We start from the raw sequence: 19535 nt of genomic DNA, 5'->3' as shown, positions 1-19535 counted from the left end.
TAGATGGGGGAAGTTTAGTCATGTCAAAAGTAAAAAAAGCGATTATTCCAGCTGCAGGATTAGGTACACGTTTCTTGCCAGCAACGAAAGCAATGCCAAAAGAAATGCTTCCAATTGTAGACAAACCGACTATTCAGTACATTATTGAAGAAGCAATTGAATCTGGTATTGAAGATATTATTATCGTAACGGGTAAAGGAAAACGTGCGATTGAAGATCATTTTGATAATGCTCCTGAACTAGAACAAAACCTAGTAGAAAAAGAAAAGTTCGAACTTCTAGAAAAAGTGCGTCAATCAGCGAACGTAGAAATTCACTACATCCGTCAAAAAGAGCCAAAAGGATTAGGGCATGCGGTTTGGTGTGCGCGTAAATTTATCGGAGATGAGCCGTTTGCTGTACTGTTAGGAGACGACATTGTTCAAGCTGAAACGCCTTGCTTGCGTCAGTTGATGAATCAGTATGACGAAACGTTATCTTCTGTGATTGGTGTGCAGACGGTTCCAGAAAACGAAACGAACCGTTATGGTATTGTAGATCCTATTTCAAGCAACGGCCGCCGTTATCAAGTGGATACATTTGTTGAAAAGCCGGCATTAGGAACAGCACCTTCTAATCTAGCTATTATGGGACGTTATATCTTTACGCCTGAAATCTTTAAGTTTTTAGAACAGCAGGAAGTAGGCGCTGGTGGAGAGATTCAATTAACGGATGCGATTCAAAAGCTGAACGAGATTCAGCGCGTGTTTGCATATGACTTTGAAGGTAAACGTTACGACGTAGGTGAAAAGCTAGGATTTATTCAAACGTCGCTAGAATTTGCTCTTCAGCATGAAGATTTACGTGAAGATTTACTTACATTTATGGATGAGCTATTACAAAGAGAAAACGTAAAAGCTTAATTGATGTTTCACTAGTTCGCTTGGCGAGCTAGTGAAATTGTATTGGAGTGAAGTTGCTTTGACAAAAAGGGTACTTGTGATTTCTCAACATTTCTATCCTGAAATCGGTAGTGCAGGAAATCGTATAAAAAACATATATAAGCTCTTAAAAGATGAAAATTATGACGTAAATGTACTGACGACTGAGCCCACATATCCAAATAAAAAGATCTATCATGACGAACAGTTTTGGGATGATGAGTCAATTGATGAAGAAAATGATGTAACGCGCATTGGTGTGAAAAATCGCAAGTATTCTAGAAGTATTATCAACCGTTTAATGTATTATTTAGAAATTGCTTTTAAAATGATGTTATTCATTTTAACTGACCGAAAACAGTACGATGTGGTTTTTGTTACATCTCCGCCTATTTTTATTGCTGTCGTCGGGCTGCTTGCCAAATACCGTTATCGAAGGCCGCTTATTTTAGACATTCGAGATTTATGGCCTGAATCGTTAAAAGGCGTAGGGGTGTTTAATTACCCGGTCGTTATTTCTGTGTTTAGCCGCCTAGAGAAAATTCTCTATGTAAAAGCCGATCATATTATTGTAAACAGTGAAGGCTTTATTCGTTTTATGACAGAGAAATATGCCATTCCGTTAAACAAAATTCACTTTATGCCTAATGCTGCAAACCGTAATGAGATTTCAATGATTGAATCTGGAAGCGATGTATTTAAAGTTATGTATGCAGGCAATATTGGTTTAGCACAAGATGTAACGGTTCTAATGGACCTTGCAAAAGAACTAAATGAGTATAATATTGAATTGACGGTCATGGGATATGGATTTAAAAAGAAAGAATTTGTGCGCTTTGCCAAAGAGCATAAGTTAACAAATGTTCGATTTATTAAGCCAACTACCCGTCAAGAATGTTTACATATTATTTCTGAGCATCATATTGGAATTGTGACGTTGAACGGTAAGCAAGTATTTGAAACGGTTCTTCCTGGTAAGATCATTGATTACATGACGTGTGGAATCCCGATTGTCGCATCGGTTTCTGGCTATGCCAAAGACGTTATTGTTTCACATGAAGCTGGAATTGTATCAGAGACAAATACAGCAGATGAGATGCTCAGACATATTCTGTACTTGTATCAGCACCCTTCTAAAAGAGGTGAAATGTCTCGCAACAGCTTAAATTATGTAAAAAAGCACTTCTTCTGGGAGAAAAATATCGAAGTATTAATACGTTTAATTGAGAATAAAAGTTCTGAACCACTGCACGTGGAGCAGACAGAATCAGTGGATAAGGTTGAAGTATTATGAGAAAAAATGTCTGTATGTTTGTATGGAATCATTTTACCAATGATGCGCGCGTCCTGCGCGAATGTACGGCTTTATCAGAGAATGGTTACGCCGTTGATTTAATTTGTATTCACGATCCGAACAATCCGGATTTAAAACAGTATGAAGAAGTAAATGAACATTTTCACGTTCATCGCGTAAAGCGCTACCCTTCTTCGCTGCTTTTTATGAAAAAAGCGTATCGTGCACTTCTAAAATATAAAGTGCTCGCTCTGATCGCTTTTTTGCTGTGGTTAGGAGCAGCGTACGTAGCTCCTTATGCAGTCCTTCCTGTTACAATTGTAGCCGCGCTGTTATTAAAAACGAAGCTCCAAGTAGTCTGGGTAAGAGGAAGCATTATCTTAAGGATGATTTTAAAAGGCAGGAAGAAGAAGTACGAGATTTATCACTCGAATGATTTAAATACGCTTCCTCAAGGGTTTATCTGTTCAAAGCTTCGCTTTAAGCGTAAGTATCTTGTCTATGATTCTCATGAAGTGCAAACGAGTAGAACGGGCTATGACAGCGGCGTATACGCAAAAATGGAGTCGTTCTTTATTAATAAAATTGACTCTATGATTGTAGAAAATCATACACGTGCAAAATACAATGAAGATTTATATGGCTTCTATCCAAACGTTGTCTATAACTATCCGTTTCGACCAAAAAATAAGCAGCAGCAACAAGCGAATTTGCACGAACGTTTAGGACTTCCTGCAAATGAAAAAATTCTGCTGTATCAAGGCGGCATTCAAACGGGACGAGGTCTTGAAAAGCTTGTTCAAGCGGCGCCGTTATTTAAAGAAGGAACGTTAGTTTTTATTGGAGACGGACGCATCAAGCCAGAGCTAGAGCGTATGGTAGCTGAAATGAAGTTAGAAGATAAAGTGAAGTTTATTCCAAAAGTACCCCTGCAAGACTTACCGAAGTATACAAAAAATGCGTACTTAGGTTTTCAAGTATTAAATAATGTGTGCTTCAATCACTATTCCGCTTCTTCAAATAAGTTGTTTGAATACATTATGAGCGATGTACCGGTGGTAGCATGCGACTTTCCAGAGATTAAAAAAGTAGTAGAAGGCGAGCATATTGGATTGTGTGTAGATTCGCATGATTACAAAGAGATTGCGAGTGCTGTTAATCAGTTATTACGAGATCCTATGCTGCGCGAAACGATGAGCAACAACTGTAAAACAGCGAAGTTCAAGTACAACTGGGAAAGTGAACAAGTTCAATTTTTGAAAGTCTATCAAGCAATATAACGTAAAAGGAGGAACTTACGCGTATGGGTGTCAAACTCCATAGCCATGTATCTGTAGAAGTTCTGGAAAAAGAACTTCAAGTGGTTAAATCGGAACTAATCGAACAATTAAACATAAGAGAAAAAGAATTAAAAGAGTACCAGGATTTGCAAAAGCGCTATACGATGCTAGAAAAAAGATATGCGGCTATCAGCCGTTCTTTTCTAGGAAAGTTAACGCTAAAGTATTGGACGGTTCGAAAGCGAATGGGTACAAATAAAGCAACAAAGGGGCATAGATAATGATCAGTGATATTCAAAAGCGTATGAAGTCGATTACGCAAAAAAGAGATTGGGCAAAAGCACATCGCATTCCAAGCCTAGAGTTTTCAGAAGTCGAAGCGAATAGCGGCTGGTTTAAAAAGCATCAAGCTGCTGTTTCATTTAATGAAGACGACCGAAGTTTTACTGTTGATTTGAATTCTAACAACTATACGTATCTAACTTATCGCGAGCAGAATATCGACTTTCAACAAGCTCCTGTAGAAGAGAATATTGTATTTGACTTTTCTAGTCAGCAAACGCTTGTCTTCAAAGGGACAAAAAGTGAAAGTGTCTCCGTCGAGTTATTCATTATTGAATATAAAAATCGTCAAAAAGTAGGTATACATAGATTTGAAATGAACAGTGAAGGTATTATACCGTTCTCTCAATCTACTGATTCTATCCGCTTAGCGCTGCGCGTGAAAGGGCAGGGAACATTTAAAATTGAGAGTATGTTAATTAATGACCGAGGATTCTGGAATCAAAGCGAGCTTTTGACAGAAGGAAATTATATTGTTTTAGAACAAAATCAGTGGTACATGCCTAAGTCCGATCAACTATACTATGATCCATTTAACAAAAAGTTCAACGTAAGTTTTGAAGATAAGCAATTCGCGTATGTAACGCACAGAGAAGGAAATGCTGCTTTCTCTGCTCAGCCTGCAAGTCCAGTGGCTGTTCATGACGATACACTATCGGTTTGTTTCCAAGGCGAGAAAGAGAATGCTGTTGATGTACGTCTTGCTATTGTTTTCTACCTAGACGGAAAAAAAGTAGGAACAGATGAATTAAAGTTAAACAATAAAAAGCTGATTCATTTCCAAGAAGAATATAACGCTATTCGTCTAGCAGTGAGAGTATCTGGTAAAGGTGAATTTAAGCTTGATGATATCATCATCAACAACGTGTCTTATTGGTGGGTTCATGATGTTGAAGTGACCGTTCCTAAAGTGACGGTTGATGCACCTGTTAAGTATGCTCTTAATGAACACTCTCTTAAAGGATGGCAAGAATCAAATAACGGTGTCATTTATCATCCTTGGAACCAGCTGTTTCAATCAAAGTTAAAAGGACAGGAATTTATTCATTTAACAGCTCAGCACTTTAATACAAGTGAAAATATCTCAGTAGCTGTTGATCATAATTCTACGTATTTGATTACACCAGCAGGTGAAGTGTACGAAGGTATTGAGTTAGTTGTATATGCCGTAGGATATAAAAACAACAAGCAAAATGAAATCCATCAGCTTGAGCTGAATGAAAAAGCTGAACTGCGTTTCAAAAAAGATACGGAACACGTTGAGTTTTTAATACGTGTGACGGAGAGCGGATTCTTTAAAGGACTGCAGATTAACATTCAAGAAAAGCCAATTGAAATTACCAACAGTGCACAGCTAGAGCTACAAGCTTCAGATTGGTTTGCAAGCGCGAAGAAATTAGTACAGCTTTCTGCATCAGAAAAAGGGCTGCGCGGTTCAATAAATATTGAAGCTGGCAAAAACAGCTATATTTCTTATAAAGAAACAAATAACAGTTTTAAAATGCTTCCGACTCACCATATCATGACGATGCAAAAAGGATTTGAATATGAGTTCACTGTAAAAGGGAAAGCAGATGAAGATGTAGCTGTGATTCCAATGTTTATTGGATATTCAGATGAAGAAAAGCTTCAAGTGCTGCAGCTAAAATTTAACTCAATGACAAAAGTTCAAATTCATCCTGACATTACACAGTTCCGAATTGCTTTACGTGTTTCTGGAAAAGGTGAATTTGATGTTCATACGATTTCTATTAATGAAATGAAAAGCATTGAACGAGAGCAGTCATTAGATTACGTAGCCAAACAAGAAGTAGATGCATTTAACATGCTTCCTCCAAAGCCGATCAAAGAAATGAAGATGGCGGTTATTTTTGACGAATTTACGACGGCTTCTTATGAACATGAGTGTAAATTAATTAAAATGACGCCGGATAACTGGCTTGAGGTTATGACAAAAGAACAGCCAGATCTGTTAATGGTTGAATCTGCTTGGCGTGGTAACGGAGGCGTTTGGAATAAGCGTGTTGGTTACTACGGAGAAGAGAATATGAAGCCTCTTTACTCACTGTTAGCTTGGTGTAAAGAGCATAATGTGCCAACCGTATTCTGGAACAAGGAAGATCCTGTTCACTTTAATCGTTTTATTGAAACAGCTAGACGATTTGATTACATTTTCACAACGGATGAAAACATGGTTCCTTACTACCAAGAAAGAGCTGGACATCAAAACGCATTTGCGCTGCCGTTTGCTGCGCAGCCGGCTATTCATAATCCGATTAAAATCGTGGATGAACGCGAAAACAAAGCGTGTTTTGCTGGATCTTATTATCGTCATCATGAAGAAAGATGTATTGATATGGATCGATTATTAGATGCCGCGGCTAAAGTGGGATTAGATATTTATGATCGAAACTATATTCAAAACTTAAAAGGTCTTATGCCAAACCATCAATTCCCGGATCGCTTTGTTCCTTATGTAAAAGGAAACTTAAAGTATTACGAAATTGATAAAGCCTATAAAGGCTACAAAGTTATGATTAACGTAAATACAGTAAAAGAATCTCCTACGATGTTCTCTCGCCGTGTGTATGAAGGATTAGCATGCGGAACGCCTGTTATTAGTACGTATGCACAGGGAATTGGAGAAATTTTCGGTGATCTTGTTTATATGTCTGAAGATCCAACGAATTTGCATGAAGAATTCAAGCAGCTGTTAGAAGATGAACGTTACTACGAAGAAAAAGCTTTAACGGGTATTCGAGATGTATTAACTAAGCATACGTATACGCATCGCCTAGAGTACATCATTGAGAAAGTGGGCTTAAACTTTGCTTTTGAACTGCCGACAGTTACGGTAGTCGCGATTGCTAATACGCGTCAAGAGTTTGAGAACATCGTTGATCAATTTAACCGTCAAGCTTATGAAAATAAGCAATTATATATTCTAGTAGATACATTCGATGGCTATTTAGACCTTTACAATAAGTACAACACAAAAACCATTCACACGTTTGTTCGCAGTTATATGCACAACTACTTAAACATTCGCGACTGGATTTCAAGTGAGTATGTAACGTACTTTGGCCAAGACAGCTATTATGGGCAAAATTATTTACTAGACTTAATGCTGAGCACAACGTTTACGGACAGTGACTTTATTGGTAAAACAACTCACTACAGTGTGGAAAACGGAAAGCTTGAAGAGAAAAATGCAGGTCAAGAATACGAGTTTGTAAGAGAGTTATCGTCACAGAGCTCCGTTGCTAAAACAAATGTATACAGCAATCTTTCACTTGAGCAAGTAATTAATCTCTTTGAACAAGATCAAAGTCTTGCGTCATATGCTAAATACGGCAAGCAGTTCTTTAGTAATGACAAATTTAATTACTTGAAATTAGAAGATAGCAGCAAGGACGACATCACTGCTATGGTAAATAAAATAGAGCTGTGAGGTTACAAAAATGAAAAAGATATTATTTGCAGGACATGATTTAAAATTTGCACGGATCATTATGGACCGTTTGGCAAGCCGTCCGGGGTTTGAAATTAAAACGGACGAGTGGAGTGGCCATAATGCTCATGATGAAGAACAGAGCCAAGCTTGCTTAGAGTGGGCAGACGTTATTGTTTGTGAATGGGGACTTGGAAATGCAGTGTGGTACTCTCACCATAAAAAGCCTCACCAGCATTTAATTGTACGCATGCATCTTCAAGAGCGCGATACGATTTATCCTCATAGCTTTAACATAGAAAATATCGATAAAATTATCGCGATTTCTCCATACGTATATGAAGAGTTTTATCGAACGTTTAATTTTCCACGTGAAAAGATGACGATGATTTATAACGTAGTCGATACAGAAAAAGTGGATGGCTCCAAAACGGAAGACGCTAAGTATCATTTAGGCATCATTGGAATTTGTCCGCAGCGAAAGCGTCTAGACTTAGCTGTAGATATGCTAGATAAATTATGGCACCAAGATAATCGCTATAAGCTGTTTGTTAAAGGGAAAATGCCGCAGGAATATTCATGGCTATGGAATAAAGAAGAAGAGCGTGAATATTATGAAGCAATTTTTAATCGTATCGAAAAAGCTCCGTGGAAAGACGCTGTTATTTTTGAAGGGTTCGGCGATATTTCTGAATGGCTTTCAAAGGTAGGAATTGTTCTATCAACAAGTGATTTTGAAAGCTTCCACCTTTCACCAAGTGAAGGAATGGCTTCAGGCGCTTATCCAATTATTCTCAACTGGGATGGCAGTGATACGATCTATCCTAAAGAGTATCTTCTATCTGATGTGGAGGAAGCAGTAGCGCGTATTCTAGCACTGAACTCAAAAGAAACAGATGCAGAGCTTCAAGCTTCTTTAAAAGAGTATGTAAAGCAGCACTTTGGAGCTGAAAAAGTAGCGAATCAATGGGAAGAGTTAATTGTGAACGTTGCGGAACCTGTTTTAAGTTAATCTATAAGTTCCTTTTGAAATTTATAGTTTGTATGCGTACAGCGCGCATATGAGAAAGTGGGAAATGACTGAATGATAAATACAAAAAAAGCATTAACGGCATTGGATGAAGAAAAAATTCAAAAGCTGATGAGAATCTTACCGAAAAGTCGGAATAAAGATCCGCTAGCAGCTGCTAAAAACATTATGGGTAATAAATATCCACTTCCGCCTTTTGGGGTCATTCGATACCCAAAAGGAATTCTATGGAATGAAGATAAATCTAGAAGTTTTTTACGCTTGATTCATGGTCATACTTTTTTAGGGTGTTTGACAGATGCTTACGAAGAGACAAAAGAAGAGCAGTACAAAGATAAAGCCGTTGGTTTAGTCAAAGATTGGATTCAGAAAAATCCTTATCCTAATGGTTCAAATGAAATGGCTTTTCACGATGAGACAACGGCAATGCGTTTGCAGTATTGGTTGAGATTATACATCTTAGCGAAGGACAAGATTGCTTCGTCGGATGAACAGCTTATCTTAGAGAATATGGCTAAAACAGCTAATTTACTGTCTCAAGATGATTTCCATTCAACAAATACAAATCATGGCATGTTCCAAGATATTTCTTTGCTTGCTTACGCAATGTATTTTGAAGAAGCAGATAATGAGTCGGATCGTTATCGTGATATTGCATTAAAGCGTCTTGTTGATTACTTTACCTATGTGTATACAGAAGAAGGCGTACATAAGGAACATTCGCCGTCTTATCATTTTCTCGTATCCAATTATTTAAATAAATTGGTTGTATGGCTGAAAGATTTGAGCCCTAACCATGCAAAGTTTTTTGTTGATTTATTTAAAAAGACAGAAAAATATGCAACCTATATTATTCGACCAGACGGACTGTTCCCGCCTCTTTGTGATACAGAGTCTAAGCCTGTTGTAAACAGCAGCTACCGAAGCTTGTACAAAAGTGAAGAGTTTCTATATGCAGTACATCAAGGGAAAGCTGGGAAAATGCCTGTAGAAAAAGATGCGGTGTTCAAAGACTCTGGTTATGCGATTTTCAGAAGCGGATGGGAAAGAAAAGAAAAGGAAACGTACGTACTGTTTTCCGCAGCTTATCATACTAGTTACCATAAGCACAGTGATGACTTAAATATGCACATTTATTCAAACGGTGATATCATTACAGAAGCTGGACCGAATGGATATAATTACAAAGATAAGTTTACGAAATATGCGTATTCTTCATTTGGACACAATACGCTAATCGTGGATGGACAAGGTCTTCCTCGAGTGGATCATCAGCACGAAAAAGTATATATAAAAGATTATCAGCTAACGGAAGGCTACTCGGAAGCAACGGGAGTGAATGAACGTTATAGCGGAGTTACTCACACACGTAACGTACGCTATAACAAACAGCTTGAGCATATTACTGTACGCGATCAAGTCGCTTCAGAAGATACTCATCAATACAAGCTGTTTTGGCATGTGGCTCCAGACTTAGAAGTTCACGTAAGAGATCAAATTGTTGAGTTGTTTAGAAACAATAACAAAGTAGCTGAACTTGAAATTACATGTACTACAGATGTGAATATACGAGCTGTGCGTGAACAAACAGTTCCGCACGTGCAAGGGTGGGTATTTCCTAAGATGGAAGCCAAAAAGCCTGCCACTGTGCTTGAGCTGGATTTCAGCAGCGGCAAAAAGTCGGTTGAAGTCGTGACAGAGTTCCGCTTAGCGAATTATAAAATCGCAGCAAGAGATCAAGGACCATTTGAATTAGAGTCACATTATCAATCTATGAATGGCGTGAAGTATCACTTCGTTCCAGCAGCTGACGAAACATTACAGGATAAATTGGTTATTGTCTTTTCTGCTTTAGCTAATAAATATCATTATGTATATAATTATATGAAAACGTTAGATGAAGTTGGAGCGAACAAACTGTTCATTTTAGATGATTTTGGTGAACAAGGCTCTTACTACTTAGGCAAAAATAGAAATCATGTGATTGAAACAAGCGTATCTTCGCTTATTCAATATATTATGTCCAAGCACGGTTTTATGCACAAAAATGTCATGACCGTAGGTTCGTCTAAAGGCGGCTATGCGGCGTTATACTATGGAATTAAGTATCATTTTGGACAAGTAATTGCCGGTGCTCCTCAAAGTAAATTAGGAGACTTTTTGATTGATCAGGCAGAGCATGTCAACATTGCAGAGTATATTTCGGGATCGGATAATGTAAACAAAGAATACTTAAATCAAATTCTATTTAACTTGCTAGATCAGCCCGTGGATAGCGCACCAGACATCCGTTTATATGTAGGAACGTGGGATTATCATCACAAAAGTCATGTTCTTCCGCTGTATCATCAGCTAAAAGACAGAGGATATAAAGTAACGCTAGATTTAGAAGATCGAGCAAATCATAAAGATTTAAAAGGTTATTTTCCTCTGTATCTTGGCCGAACGATTAGCGAAATTTTAGACGTGCAGTATGTCGAACATGTGCCATTTAAAATTAAAAGAGCTCTTTTAAAAGATAACGAAAGCTACTTTATCGTACGATGTGACACAGAAGGCCACGGCAATTTAGAGTACGCGTATTACATTTATAAAGACGATAAAATCGTTCACAAAACGTCTTACATCGACGAAGAAATTTTCCGCTATAAGCCAAGAGCTAAAGGCGAATACAGATGTAGAATTTTTGTAAGAAATCAATACAAACAAAAAGCGGTTAGAGACACAAATAGTGTCTTTATATAAAACATTATTAAGCAGTTAACACAGGAGGAAATAAAATGAAACTTTGTACAGTAGGATTAGGATATATTGGATTACCAACGTCTATTATGTTTGCAAAACATGATGTGGACGTTGTAGGTGTCGACGTAAGTCAACGCGTGATTGAATCATTAAACAATGGAAAAATCCATTTAGAAGAGCCTGGTCTGCAGGAAGCATTAAATGAAGTAATTGAAAAAGGTACATTCCGCGCAGCATTACAGCCTGAAAAAGCAGATGCATTCATCGTAGCTGTACCAACACCAAACCATGATGACCAACACAAATCTTGTGATCTATCATATGTATTAAGTGCTGTAAGCAACGTAATTCCTTACTTAGAAAAAGGAAACGTATTAATCGTAGAATCTACAATCGCACCGCGCAGCATGGATGACCATGTGAAACCGTTAGTAGAAGCAGCAGGTTTTGAAGTTGGTAAAGATGTGTTCTTAGTACATTGTCCAGAACGTGTACTTCCAGGACAAATTCTTCACGAACTAATCCACAACAACCGTATTGTTGGAGGGCTTACACCAAATTGTACAGAAGCTGGTGCAATGGTATACAGCACGTTTGTACAAGGTGAAATCATTAAAACAGATGCAAAAACAGCAGAAATGTCAAAACTAATGGAAAACACATTCCGTGACGTAAACATCGCGTTAGCAAACGAATTAACAAAAGTATGTAACGAATTAGAAATCGATGCATTAGAAGTTGTTCAAATGGCTAATAAGCATCCGCGTGTAAACCTTCATACACCTGGGCCGGGTGTAGGCGGACACTGCTTGGCTGTAGACCCATATTTCATCGTTGCAAAAGCACCTAAAACAGCTCAGCTTATTAATCTAGCAAGAACAATTAACACGTCTATGCCTCAATACGTAGTAGATAACACAAATGCTCTAATGGAAAAAGTAGACGGCCGTGTTGTAACAGTATTCGGTTTAACGTATAAAGGAAACGTAGACGACATCCGTGAAAGTCCAGCAATGGAAATCTATGATCTATTAAAAGCAGAAGGCAAATACGAAATTCGCGCATTTGACCCTCACGTGGAACAAGATTGGGTTGAACAAGATATCAAGGAAGCTGTACGTAACTCTGATTTAGTTCTTGTGTTAACAGACCATAATGAATTTAAAGAATTAAACTGGAGCGAATTAGAAGGTATGGCAACAAAACGTATTTTTGATACGAAAAACGTGGTAGCTAACCGTTCTGACAATTTCAGCTATATTAACTATGGTAACCTACATGCATTTCTTAAGAAGGAAGAAGTAATGGCATGAATTCTGTAGGGAGGATTTTGAAAGAACAATCCTCGAATTTTCATTTGATATTGAGATTATCTCTTTATGATGCAAAAAGTAAATACCAAATGCACTATCTTGGAGCTGTATGGCAGTTTTTAGGACCTGCCATACAGATTCTTCTGTACTGGCTTGTTTTTGGATTAGGAATTCGTGGAGGCGCACCCGTACATGGAATTCCATTCTTCGTATGGCTAATTGCTGGGTTAATCCCTTGGTTTTTTATTAGTCCTTCCATTACTCAAGGTTCAAACAGTGTGTACGCAAGGGTAAATTTGGTTTCAAAAATGAAGTTTCCAGTCAGTGTACTGCCAACTGTCACAATTGTCAGCAACAGTTTTCAGTTCATCATCATGATGCTGGTTATGGGAGTTATCTTCGTTATTTATGGAATTAATCCAGGATGGTATTTACTTCAATTGCCATATTATTTAGTAGCGCTATTTGTGTTTTTATTTGCGCTTACGCTGCTAACATCAACTATTTCAACGTTAATAAGAGATTTTCAGCAAGTATTACAATCATTAATGAGAATGGTGCTTTACTTATTGCCTATTTTATGGGATACGTCTAAATTGTCACATGTATATGAAACGATTTTAAAATTAAATCCTCTCTTTTACATCGTGCAAGGATTTAGATATTCATTGTTAGGTTACGGTTGGTTTTATGAGGATTGGATATATACATTATATTTTTGGGTTATCACATTATTAATACTAACAGTAGGATCAATCCTGCATTTAAAATTCAGAAATAAATTCATCGATTACTTGTAATCTAGGAGCGTAATCTATGGCACTAAAAGTTCAGTTTAAGAACGTTAGTAAAAAGTATGTTTTATATAAAAAAAGATCTGATAAACTGCTCGAGATTTTCTTTCCAAAAAAGAAAAATGAAAGCTTTTACGCACTAAGAAACATTTCTTTTTCCGTGAACGAAGGAGAAACCATTGGTGTTGTGGGAATTAACGGATCAGGAAAATCAACTCTTTCTAACTTGCTGTCGCAAGTTGTGCCTCAGACGTCAGGTGATATTAAAATTAATGGTGAAACATCATTAATTGCTATTTCGGTAGGGTTAAATAATAACTTAAATGGATTAGAAAATATCGAATTGAAGTGTCTGATGCATGGACTAACGAAAGGAGAGATTAAAAAAATCACTCCTGATATCATCGAATTTGCTGATATCGGAAAATTTATTACTCAGCCTGTTAAAAACTATTCGAGCGGTATGAAATCGAGGCTTGGATTTGCCATTTCGGTTCATACTAATCCTGACATACTGGTAGTCGATGAGGCTTTATCAGTAGGAGATCAAACATTTTACGATAAGTGTTTGAAAAAGATTAATGAATTTAAAGAACAAGGTAAAACTATTTTCTTTATCAGTCATTCGTTGACTCAAATTCGCAGTGTGTGCAACAAGGTCATGTGGATTCACTTTGGAGAGTTAAAACAATTTGGCGGCACTCGTGTTGTTTTAGAAAAATATAAAGAGTTTGTTAAATGGTTTAATGGATTAACTGATGAAGAGAAAAAGCAGTATAAACTAGATATGCTGGCTAATCAGGCAAAAGATGAATATGCCTTGATGAATGAAAAGAGTGAGTATGATCAGCCTTTATACTCATTAGAGCAGCGTACAAAGCGACGTGAACGAAAACAAAAAAGACGAAAAACGTTCAAGCTTTATTGTCAAGTAGGCATTTTATCTATGCTGTCTTTGTTTTTAGCGATTTTAATGTTTTATACATAAGGTTTATAAAGCATTTTAATAATATTGAGAATAGATATGTAGATTGATATATCTACTATTCAAGGAGGATCTCTAATGAAAGCAAAAGTATTAATTCCAATCGTAGCAGGTGCGCTATTATTCACAGGCTGCAGCAATGACAAAGAAACTGCGAGCAAACCAACTAAAACGGAACAAACTCAACAAGAAAAAACAGCATTAAACAAAGTCTCTATTAAAAACGTAGGAGACAAACGCTTAGAAGTAAAAACAACAGCGGAAGGGAAAGACCTTAAATACGCTTATTCCGTTTATAAAGACGGCAAGTTATTCCAAAAAATCCCTTACTCTTCAAAAAAAGAGTTGGCTTATAAGCTAACGAAGTCTGGCGACTATCGTGTACGCGTATACGTGAAAGCTGGAAAAGAAAAAGCTGTTGCTAAAAGCACAGAGTTAGTAAAAGTAACAAAATCATAATAAATAAAAAAGATCACGGGATATCTCCCGCGATCTTTTTTTATTTTAGATTTAAACTTTCTTTTAATTCAGCAGATAGTTGGTTACGCGTGTCATCGGATACGGCATAATAGTAGATACCATTAATCTTCTCGCCTTTTCCATCTATTTGGAGCTGTTCTGAATTTTTACGTGCGTCTTTATAGTTTGATTGAATTTGCTTCATGTCATCAAACGTAAGATTTGTTTTTACATTTTGGCCAATTGCATCTAGAATTGTACCGTAATTTGTTAAAGATTGAACGCTAGCTCCTTCATCGATAACTCCTTCAATTACTTGACGCTGACGCTGCTGACGTCCAAAGTCACCGCGAGGGTCTTGTTTACGCATACGGGTGAAAGCCAATGCTTCTTTACCATCTAACGTTAGAGGGCCTTTTTGGAAGCTGTAGCCGTCATAATCAAATGCAAGAGTATTATTTACAGTTACGCCGCCAACAGCGTCTACAATGTCTTTAAAGCTTTCCATATTCACTTGAACGTAGTAGTCTACAGGAACATCTAAGAATTTTTCTACCGTATTTACGGCCATGTCTACACCACCAAAAGCATAAGCATGGTTGATTTTATCTTGTGTGCCTTTTCCTACAATTTCAGTACGCGTATCACGTGGAATACTGACCATCTTCATAGACTGTGTCTTTGGGTTTACCGTCATTAAAATAGTAGAATCTGAACGTCCGCGGTCACCAGCACGCTGATCTACTCCTAATAGTAAAATAGAAATAGGATCGCCGTTTTCCAAACTCACTTTATTTGAACGTTTTTCAGATACATCACGTTTTAAAGGTTCGTGTGTTTGTGTAAATGTCTTTTCAACGGAATGCCATATGCTATATGCATAGCCTGCTACACCTAGAATTAATACTAAAATAATACCAAGAATAATTTTAAACGCGCGTTTCTTTTTCGGTTTTTTTCGTTTGCGTCTGCGCGCATTTGAAGGTTGTACTTGTTCTTCCATGTGGAACCTCTCTTCCTTTTCTTTATGTATTGATAAAATAAATGTCTTCTATGTAAGCCATTATTCTTATCTTTTTCATTGTAAAACACGTCAAAATGATTAAAAAAATGACAAATTTAATCAAATTTCTTCATGTACTTTAAAATTATATTATAATAAAAGAAAAAAAGAAAGATATAGTAAGGGAGACATTTTATGAAAATTTTAATTAATGTATTTGCTATTCTCATCTTTATCTCGTCTTTAGTAGCAGGAAAGATGTACTGGAATCATCAATTAGACAAACAGTTCGAAACAAAGCCTACAAGAGTAAGCGCAGCCGAAACAAAAAAGGATATGCAAAGTGAGACTAAGAACTTGCCGGAATCAATTGTAAAGAAATTAGAAAAGGCAAAGAAAACAGGAAATCCTGTAAAACTTGTAATTGTGGGGTCTGCTCCTGAGAAAAACGTAAAGACGTGGGGAACTTTATTGAAAGATAAAGTAGAAGATACATATGGGACAGATTTAATAAATGTAGAGTTGTATGAATACAAACAAATGAATACATTACAATTTGTGAAATCAAAAACGTATGAAGAAATTACAAAAGCAAAGCCTGATATCTTGCTTTTTGAACCATTTTTATTAAATGATAACGGCGTAGTAGGTATTAACAATACAATTGATAACTTGCAAATTATTATGAAGCATATTGAAAGTGAAAATAAAGACCTAGTTACTATTTTTCAACCATCAGCTCCGGTCTATCAAGCTCAAAATTACCCTAACGACGTAAAGGCTTTAGGAACCTTTGCTAAAGAAAATGGATACGAGTTTGTAAATCACTGGAGTGCATGGCCAGATTATAATGAGGAAGACATTTTAAAGTATTTATCTGATGAAAATGGCCAACCGAACGAAGAAGGAGAGAAGGTATGGTTTAAATTTCTCTCTGAGTATTTTACGAATTCATAATGAAAAAGCACGCTACCTTATAAAGAAGGTTCGTGCTTTTATTTTTTAATTTGTTACAACAGGTAAAAGTAAAGCGTTAAGCTGCTCTAAAAATCTTTCATAATAAGCTGGTTGATAGTGTCTTGGCGTAAGACCCCATTTGTGATTTTCATCTGCCATAAATTCTTCTTTTATTTCAAGGTATGTACTATTGTTAATTTTGTTGCCAAGGTATGTATACATATACTCTAATTGCTGATTGTGACGTTGAATTTCGTCTTGATTTTCAAAAACTTGAACGTTTCCTTCTTTATCTACATATTTTTCTTTCCAAAACGCTTTATGAATAATGACTTTTGAAATGCTGCTTGCGTTGATTCTTTCGCATATTTTATCAGCAGAACTTTCCCATAATTCATCAGTGCGTTCTACAATTCTTTTACTCTTTAAATCATTCATTAAATTAGATTGAGCAAATTCTTTGGAAAGGGCGATGTAAGATTCTCCGCGTTTCATAAGTCTTAATCTTTCAGAGAGTAAGTCAATGATTAACGTGTCGGCAGGCTCTTCATCCACATGTTTTAAGAAAAGTTTATTAAGATCATTGTATACACTTCTACGCTGGAATTTGGACTCAATGTGGATGCCTCGAATGGAAAGTCCAACAGGTTTGGATGCTAGCGATATAATATTCGTTCTAGCAAAATACTCATTAATTTCATATTGATGGTCAAACATAGCAAAAGGGTCTCTAGAAACACAGCTTCCTAGAATGTCAATTTTTTTCTTCAAATTCATCTACAACTCCTACAATATTTTCTCATTTTTAGACACATATAGAAAAACTATAAACGAAGAAGAAGAGAAAAGTCAATCAGTGTTTAGGTATATTTACTCACTTTCTATCTCGTTAATTTTCCATTATTTATTTTTAACATTTTCTTCAAGAAAAGAATGTTACATTTCAATACAAAAGGAACGTCTATCAATCCCAAAAGAGAGCATGAGCAAAAATAGATACTTATGCTAGAAGATAGAAAAAAAGCCCTGTGATATAATATAATTCATGGAATACTATCCATGATCTGAGGCATAGAAAGAGGAGAAAAAAATGATAGATATATATACCAATATCTTGCCAAATGTGAACAGTGGTCCCAAAAGTGTAGAAGAATTTTTAGAGATGGCAAATGTATTAGTGAAACAAGGAGTAACAGAAGTCGTAGCAGCACCTCTTTATAACGGAAAAGATTCCAGCTGTAGAGAAGATGTCGATCTTGCGAATGAATGGTTAAGAAAATCTTCTATTTCGTTAAGCGTTTTACCAGGTCAAAAAGTAATTGCCTCTACCAATATGATTGTATCAAATGAAGAGTATTACACGATGACAATAAATGAAAATGAAAAATATATGTTTTTACACATTCCGCAAGACGTGGAAATTGAAGTGTTAGAAAATATTGCTTACGAGCTTCAGCTAAAAGGTATTGTACCGGTTTTAAATGAGCCTGAGTGCCATTCATTATTTGTGGAGAATCCTCCGCACTTGTACAAGCTCGTAAAAAATGGAGCAGTCGTTCAGCTGTCTGCACAAAGTGTGCTGGGCGGCAACGGCAGTAAAGCTAAAAAAGCAGCTTATCAGTTCATTGATCACGGATTAGCACACGTGATTGCATCTGGCGTGAATCGTGAAAACTATCAGCAGTACGGCCTGCAAAAAGCTTATTCAGCCGTTTCTAAAAAATACGGCAACAGTAAACTCTATCATTTTATGGAAAATGCTGAGGCTATTGCGAGCGGGAAGGCTGTTTATAAACAAGAGCCTGAACGCATCAAAAAAACAAAATTTCTAGGAATCTTTTAACTTTTCCCTTTGTACCCTGATTAACTTCTGTTTAATCAGGGTATTTGCATACAAAGACCTATTTAAATCCCTTCTTTTATCATCATTATTTGGAGTTATTTTACAAATTATGTTTGCGTTTTCACATAAAGTGATAGTAAAATATTGTTAGTTAAGTAGATGACAGGAAAGTACGCGGTTTTCCGGGGTTCGTGGTGGTAAATGTCGAGAAGAATACATAGTTTCACATTTAAAATCGTCGTAGAATAGAGCTATACAAAACGCAGGGAGGGAAATAAAGTGATTGATATTCATACGTACATATTGCCTAATATCGATAGCGGACCTGAGGAAGTAGACGGCTTTTTGAAGATGGCACGCTCCTTAGCGGATCAAGGTGTTCAGTCGGTTGTGGCGACGCCTCTTTATGATAGCGATCAAGAGTTTATGAAACACCATTTATTTCTCTATGTGAACGCAGCTAATGAATGGCTCACGAATTCATGTATTCCTCTTCAAGTATTACCAGGTCAGCTTGTCCCTTTATCGCCTCAACTTCTGCGAAACTATGAGCGAAATCAGCTTCTTACGCTTAATCACACCGATAAATATTTGTTTCTTTCACTGCCTGAATATGATGTCTCACCTTATTTTGAAAAGATACTGTCTGATCTTCTAACAAAAGGCATTGTGCCTATTCTTCGTTCACCAGAATGTCATCCGATTTTCCGAGATCACCCTGAGCGTTTGTATGAGCTTGTTAAAAAAGGCGTACTTATTCAGCTAAGCGCGGCTAGTATTCTTGGTTTAAACGGAAAAAAAGAAAGAAAAGCGGCGTGTACGTTTATTAAATACCGCTTAGCCCACGTGATTGCCTCTGGCGTTCATGCTCGCAATTACCACGACTATTCACTTTCAAAAGCGTATGATTACATTTCCGATATGTACGGTGCGTCAGAACTTTATTTTTTTATTGAAAATGCAGAGGCGATTATCGACGGTCGTCCGGTTCATCAATTAGAGCCTGAGCCGATGAAAAAATTTAGTTTATTTAAATTATTCAGCTGAAAACAAGGGGCTTTTCCATAAAAATGGGAAAGTCCCTTGTTTTGTCTTTCTTTCATTGTGGTATGGAATAGA

General features: G+C 36.8%; 15 protein-coding genes and 1 pseudogene. 14 read left to right on the top strand and 2 right to left on the bottom strand.

The window, feature by feature from the left end; all coding sequences use genetic code 11:
* Positions 1-20 precede the first annotated feature (20 nt).
* The 11 genes and pseudogenes from galU to N178_RS14735 all read left to right on the top strand — a co-directional run bounded on the left by galU (position 21) and on the right by N178_RS14735 (position 14613).
* On the top strand, positions 21-902 hold the full coding sequence (gene galU / locus N178_RS14785; RefSeq protein ID WP_045293121.1) for a UTP--glucose-1-phosphate uridylyltransferase GalU: 882 nt from the start codon (positions 21-23) through the stop codon (positions 900-902).
* A gap of 58 nt (positions 903-960) precedes the next feature.
* A complete protein-coding gene (locus N178_RS14780) occupies positions 961-2214 on the top strand; it encodes a glycosyltransferase family 4 protein (protein ID WP_045293119.1) in 1254 nt (417 codons plus the stop codon).
* Positions 2208-3494: a glycosyltransferase gene (locus tag N178_RS14775; protein ID WP_045293117.1), complete on the top strand. Its 1287-nt coding sequence runs from the start codon at positions 2208-2210 to the stop codon at positions 3492-3494. Before N178_RS14780 ends, N178_RS14775 begins: the two co-directional genes overlap by 7 nt.
* A 23-nt stretch (positions 3495-3517) precedes the next feature.
* Positions 3518-3775, top strand: a complete 258-nt coding sequence (locus N178_RS14770; protein WP_043979847.1) for a hypothetical protein — start codon at positions 3518-3520, stop codon at positions 3773-3775.
* The gene (locus N178_RS14765; protein WP_045293115.1) at positions 3775-7287 is read left to right on the top strand and encodes a CgeB family protein; all 3513 of its coding nucleotides are present in this window, start codon (positions 3775-3777) and stop codon (positions 7285-7287) included. Before N178_RS14770 ends, N178_RS14765 begins: the two co-directional genes overlap by 1 nt.
* A 10-nt stretch (positions 7288-7297) precedes the next feature.
* Positions 7298-8299 (top strand): glycosyltransferase family 4 protein, encoded by a 1002-nt coding sequence (locus N178_RS14760; RefSeq protein ID WP_045293113.1) that lies wholly within the window; start codon positions 7298-7300, stop codon positions 8297-8299.
* 72 nt (positions 8300-8371) lie between these two features.
* Entirely contained in the window at positions 8372-11062 is a 2691-nt protein-coding gene (locus tag N178_RS14755; protein WP_045293112.1) for an accessory Sec system protein Asp2, read from the top strand.
* Between the two features lie 35 nt (positions 11063-11097).
* Complete coding sequence (locus N178_RS14750; protein ID WP_045293110.1) at positions 11098-12375, top strand: nucleotide sugar dehydrogenase; 1278 nt, start codon at positions 11098-11100, stop codon at positions 12373-12375.
* Positions 12372-13175 (top strand): ABC transporter permease, encoded by an 804-nt coding sequence (locus N178_RS14745; protein ID WP_045293108.1) that lies wholly within the window; start codon positions 12372-12374, stop codon positions 13173-13175. The genes N178_RS14750 and N178_RS14745 overlap by 4 nt, the downstream gene beginning before the upstream one ends.
* A 16-nt stretch (positions 13176-13191) precedes the next feature.
* A pseudogene (gene tagH, locus N178_RS14740) lies at positions 13192-13950 on the top strand (teichoic acids export ABC transporter ATP-binding subunit TagH); the annotation flags it as partial.
* Between the two features lie 282 nt (positions 13951-14232).
* A complete protein-coding gene (locus tag N178_RS14735) occupies positions 14233-14613 on the top strand; it encodes a triple tyrosine motif-containing protein (protein WP_043979836.1) in 381 nt (126 codons plus the stop codon).
* 40 nt (positions 14614-14653) lie between these two features.
* Here the strand turns inward: N178_RS14735 and tagU are convergent, their stop codons facing one another.
* Positions 14654-15616, bottom strand: a complete 963-nt coding sequence (gene tagU / locus N178_RS14730) for a polyisoprenyl-teichoic acid--peptidoglycan teichoic acid transferase TagU (RefSeq protein WP_045293105.1) — start codon at positions 15614-15616, stop codon at positions 14654-14656.
* 195 nt (positions 15617-15811) lie between these two features.
* On the opposite strand from tagU, the gene N178_RS14725 reads away from it, so the two are divergent.
* Positions 15812-16573: an epsX protein gene (locus tag N178_RS14725; protein WP_045293103.1), complete on the top strand. Its 762-nt coding sequence runs from the start codon at positions 15812-15814 to the stop codon at positions 16571-16573.
* A gap of 45 nt (positions 16574-16618) precedes the next feature.
* Here the strand turns inward: N178_RS14725 and N178_RS14720 are convergent, their stop codons facing one another.
* Positions 16619-17350, bottom strand: a complete 732-nt coding sequence (locus N178_RS14720) for a DUF6270 domain-containing protein (RefSeq protein ID WP_045293101.1) — start codon at positions 17348-17350, stop codon at positions 16619-16621.
* A 313-nt stretch (positions 17351-17663) separates the two neighbouring features.
* Here N178_RS14720 and N178_RS14715 point away from each other — a divergent pair, with 313 nt between their 5' ends.
* Together N178_RS14715 and N178_RS14710 are read left to right on the top strand one after the other, a co-directional pair.
* Entirely contained in the window at positions 17664-18416 is a 753-nt protein-coding gene (locus tag N178_RS14715; RefSeq protein ID WP_045293099.1) for a CpsB/CapC family capsule biosynthesis tyrosine phosphatase, read from the top strand.
* Between the two features lie 279 nt (positions 18417-18695).
* On the top strand, positions 18696-19463 hold the full coding sequence (locus N178_RS14710) for a tyrosine-protein phosphatase (RefSeq protein ID WP_045293098.1): 768 nt from the start codon (positions 18696-18698) through the stop codon (positions 19461-19463).
* Positions 19464-19535: the final 72 nt, after the last annotated feature.

This window comes from Priestia aryabhattai B8W22 (genome assembly GCF_000956595.1).
GTDB classification, from domain to species: domain Bacteria; phylum Bacillota; class Bacilli; order Bacillales; family Bacillaceae_H; genus Priestia; species Priestia aryabhattai.
This window is presented reverse-complemented; position numbering and strand designations above follow the sequence as displayed.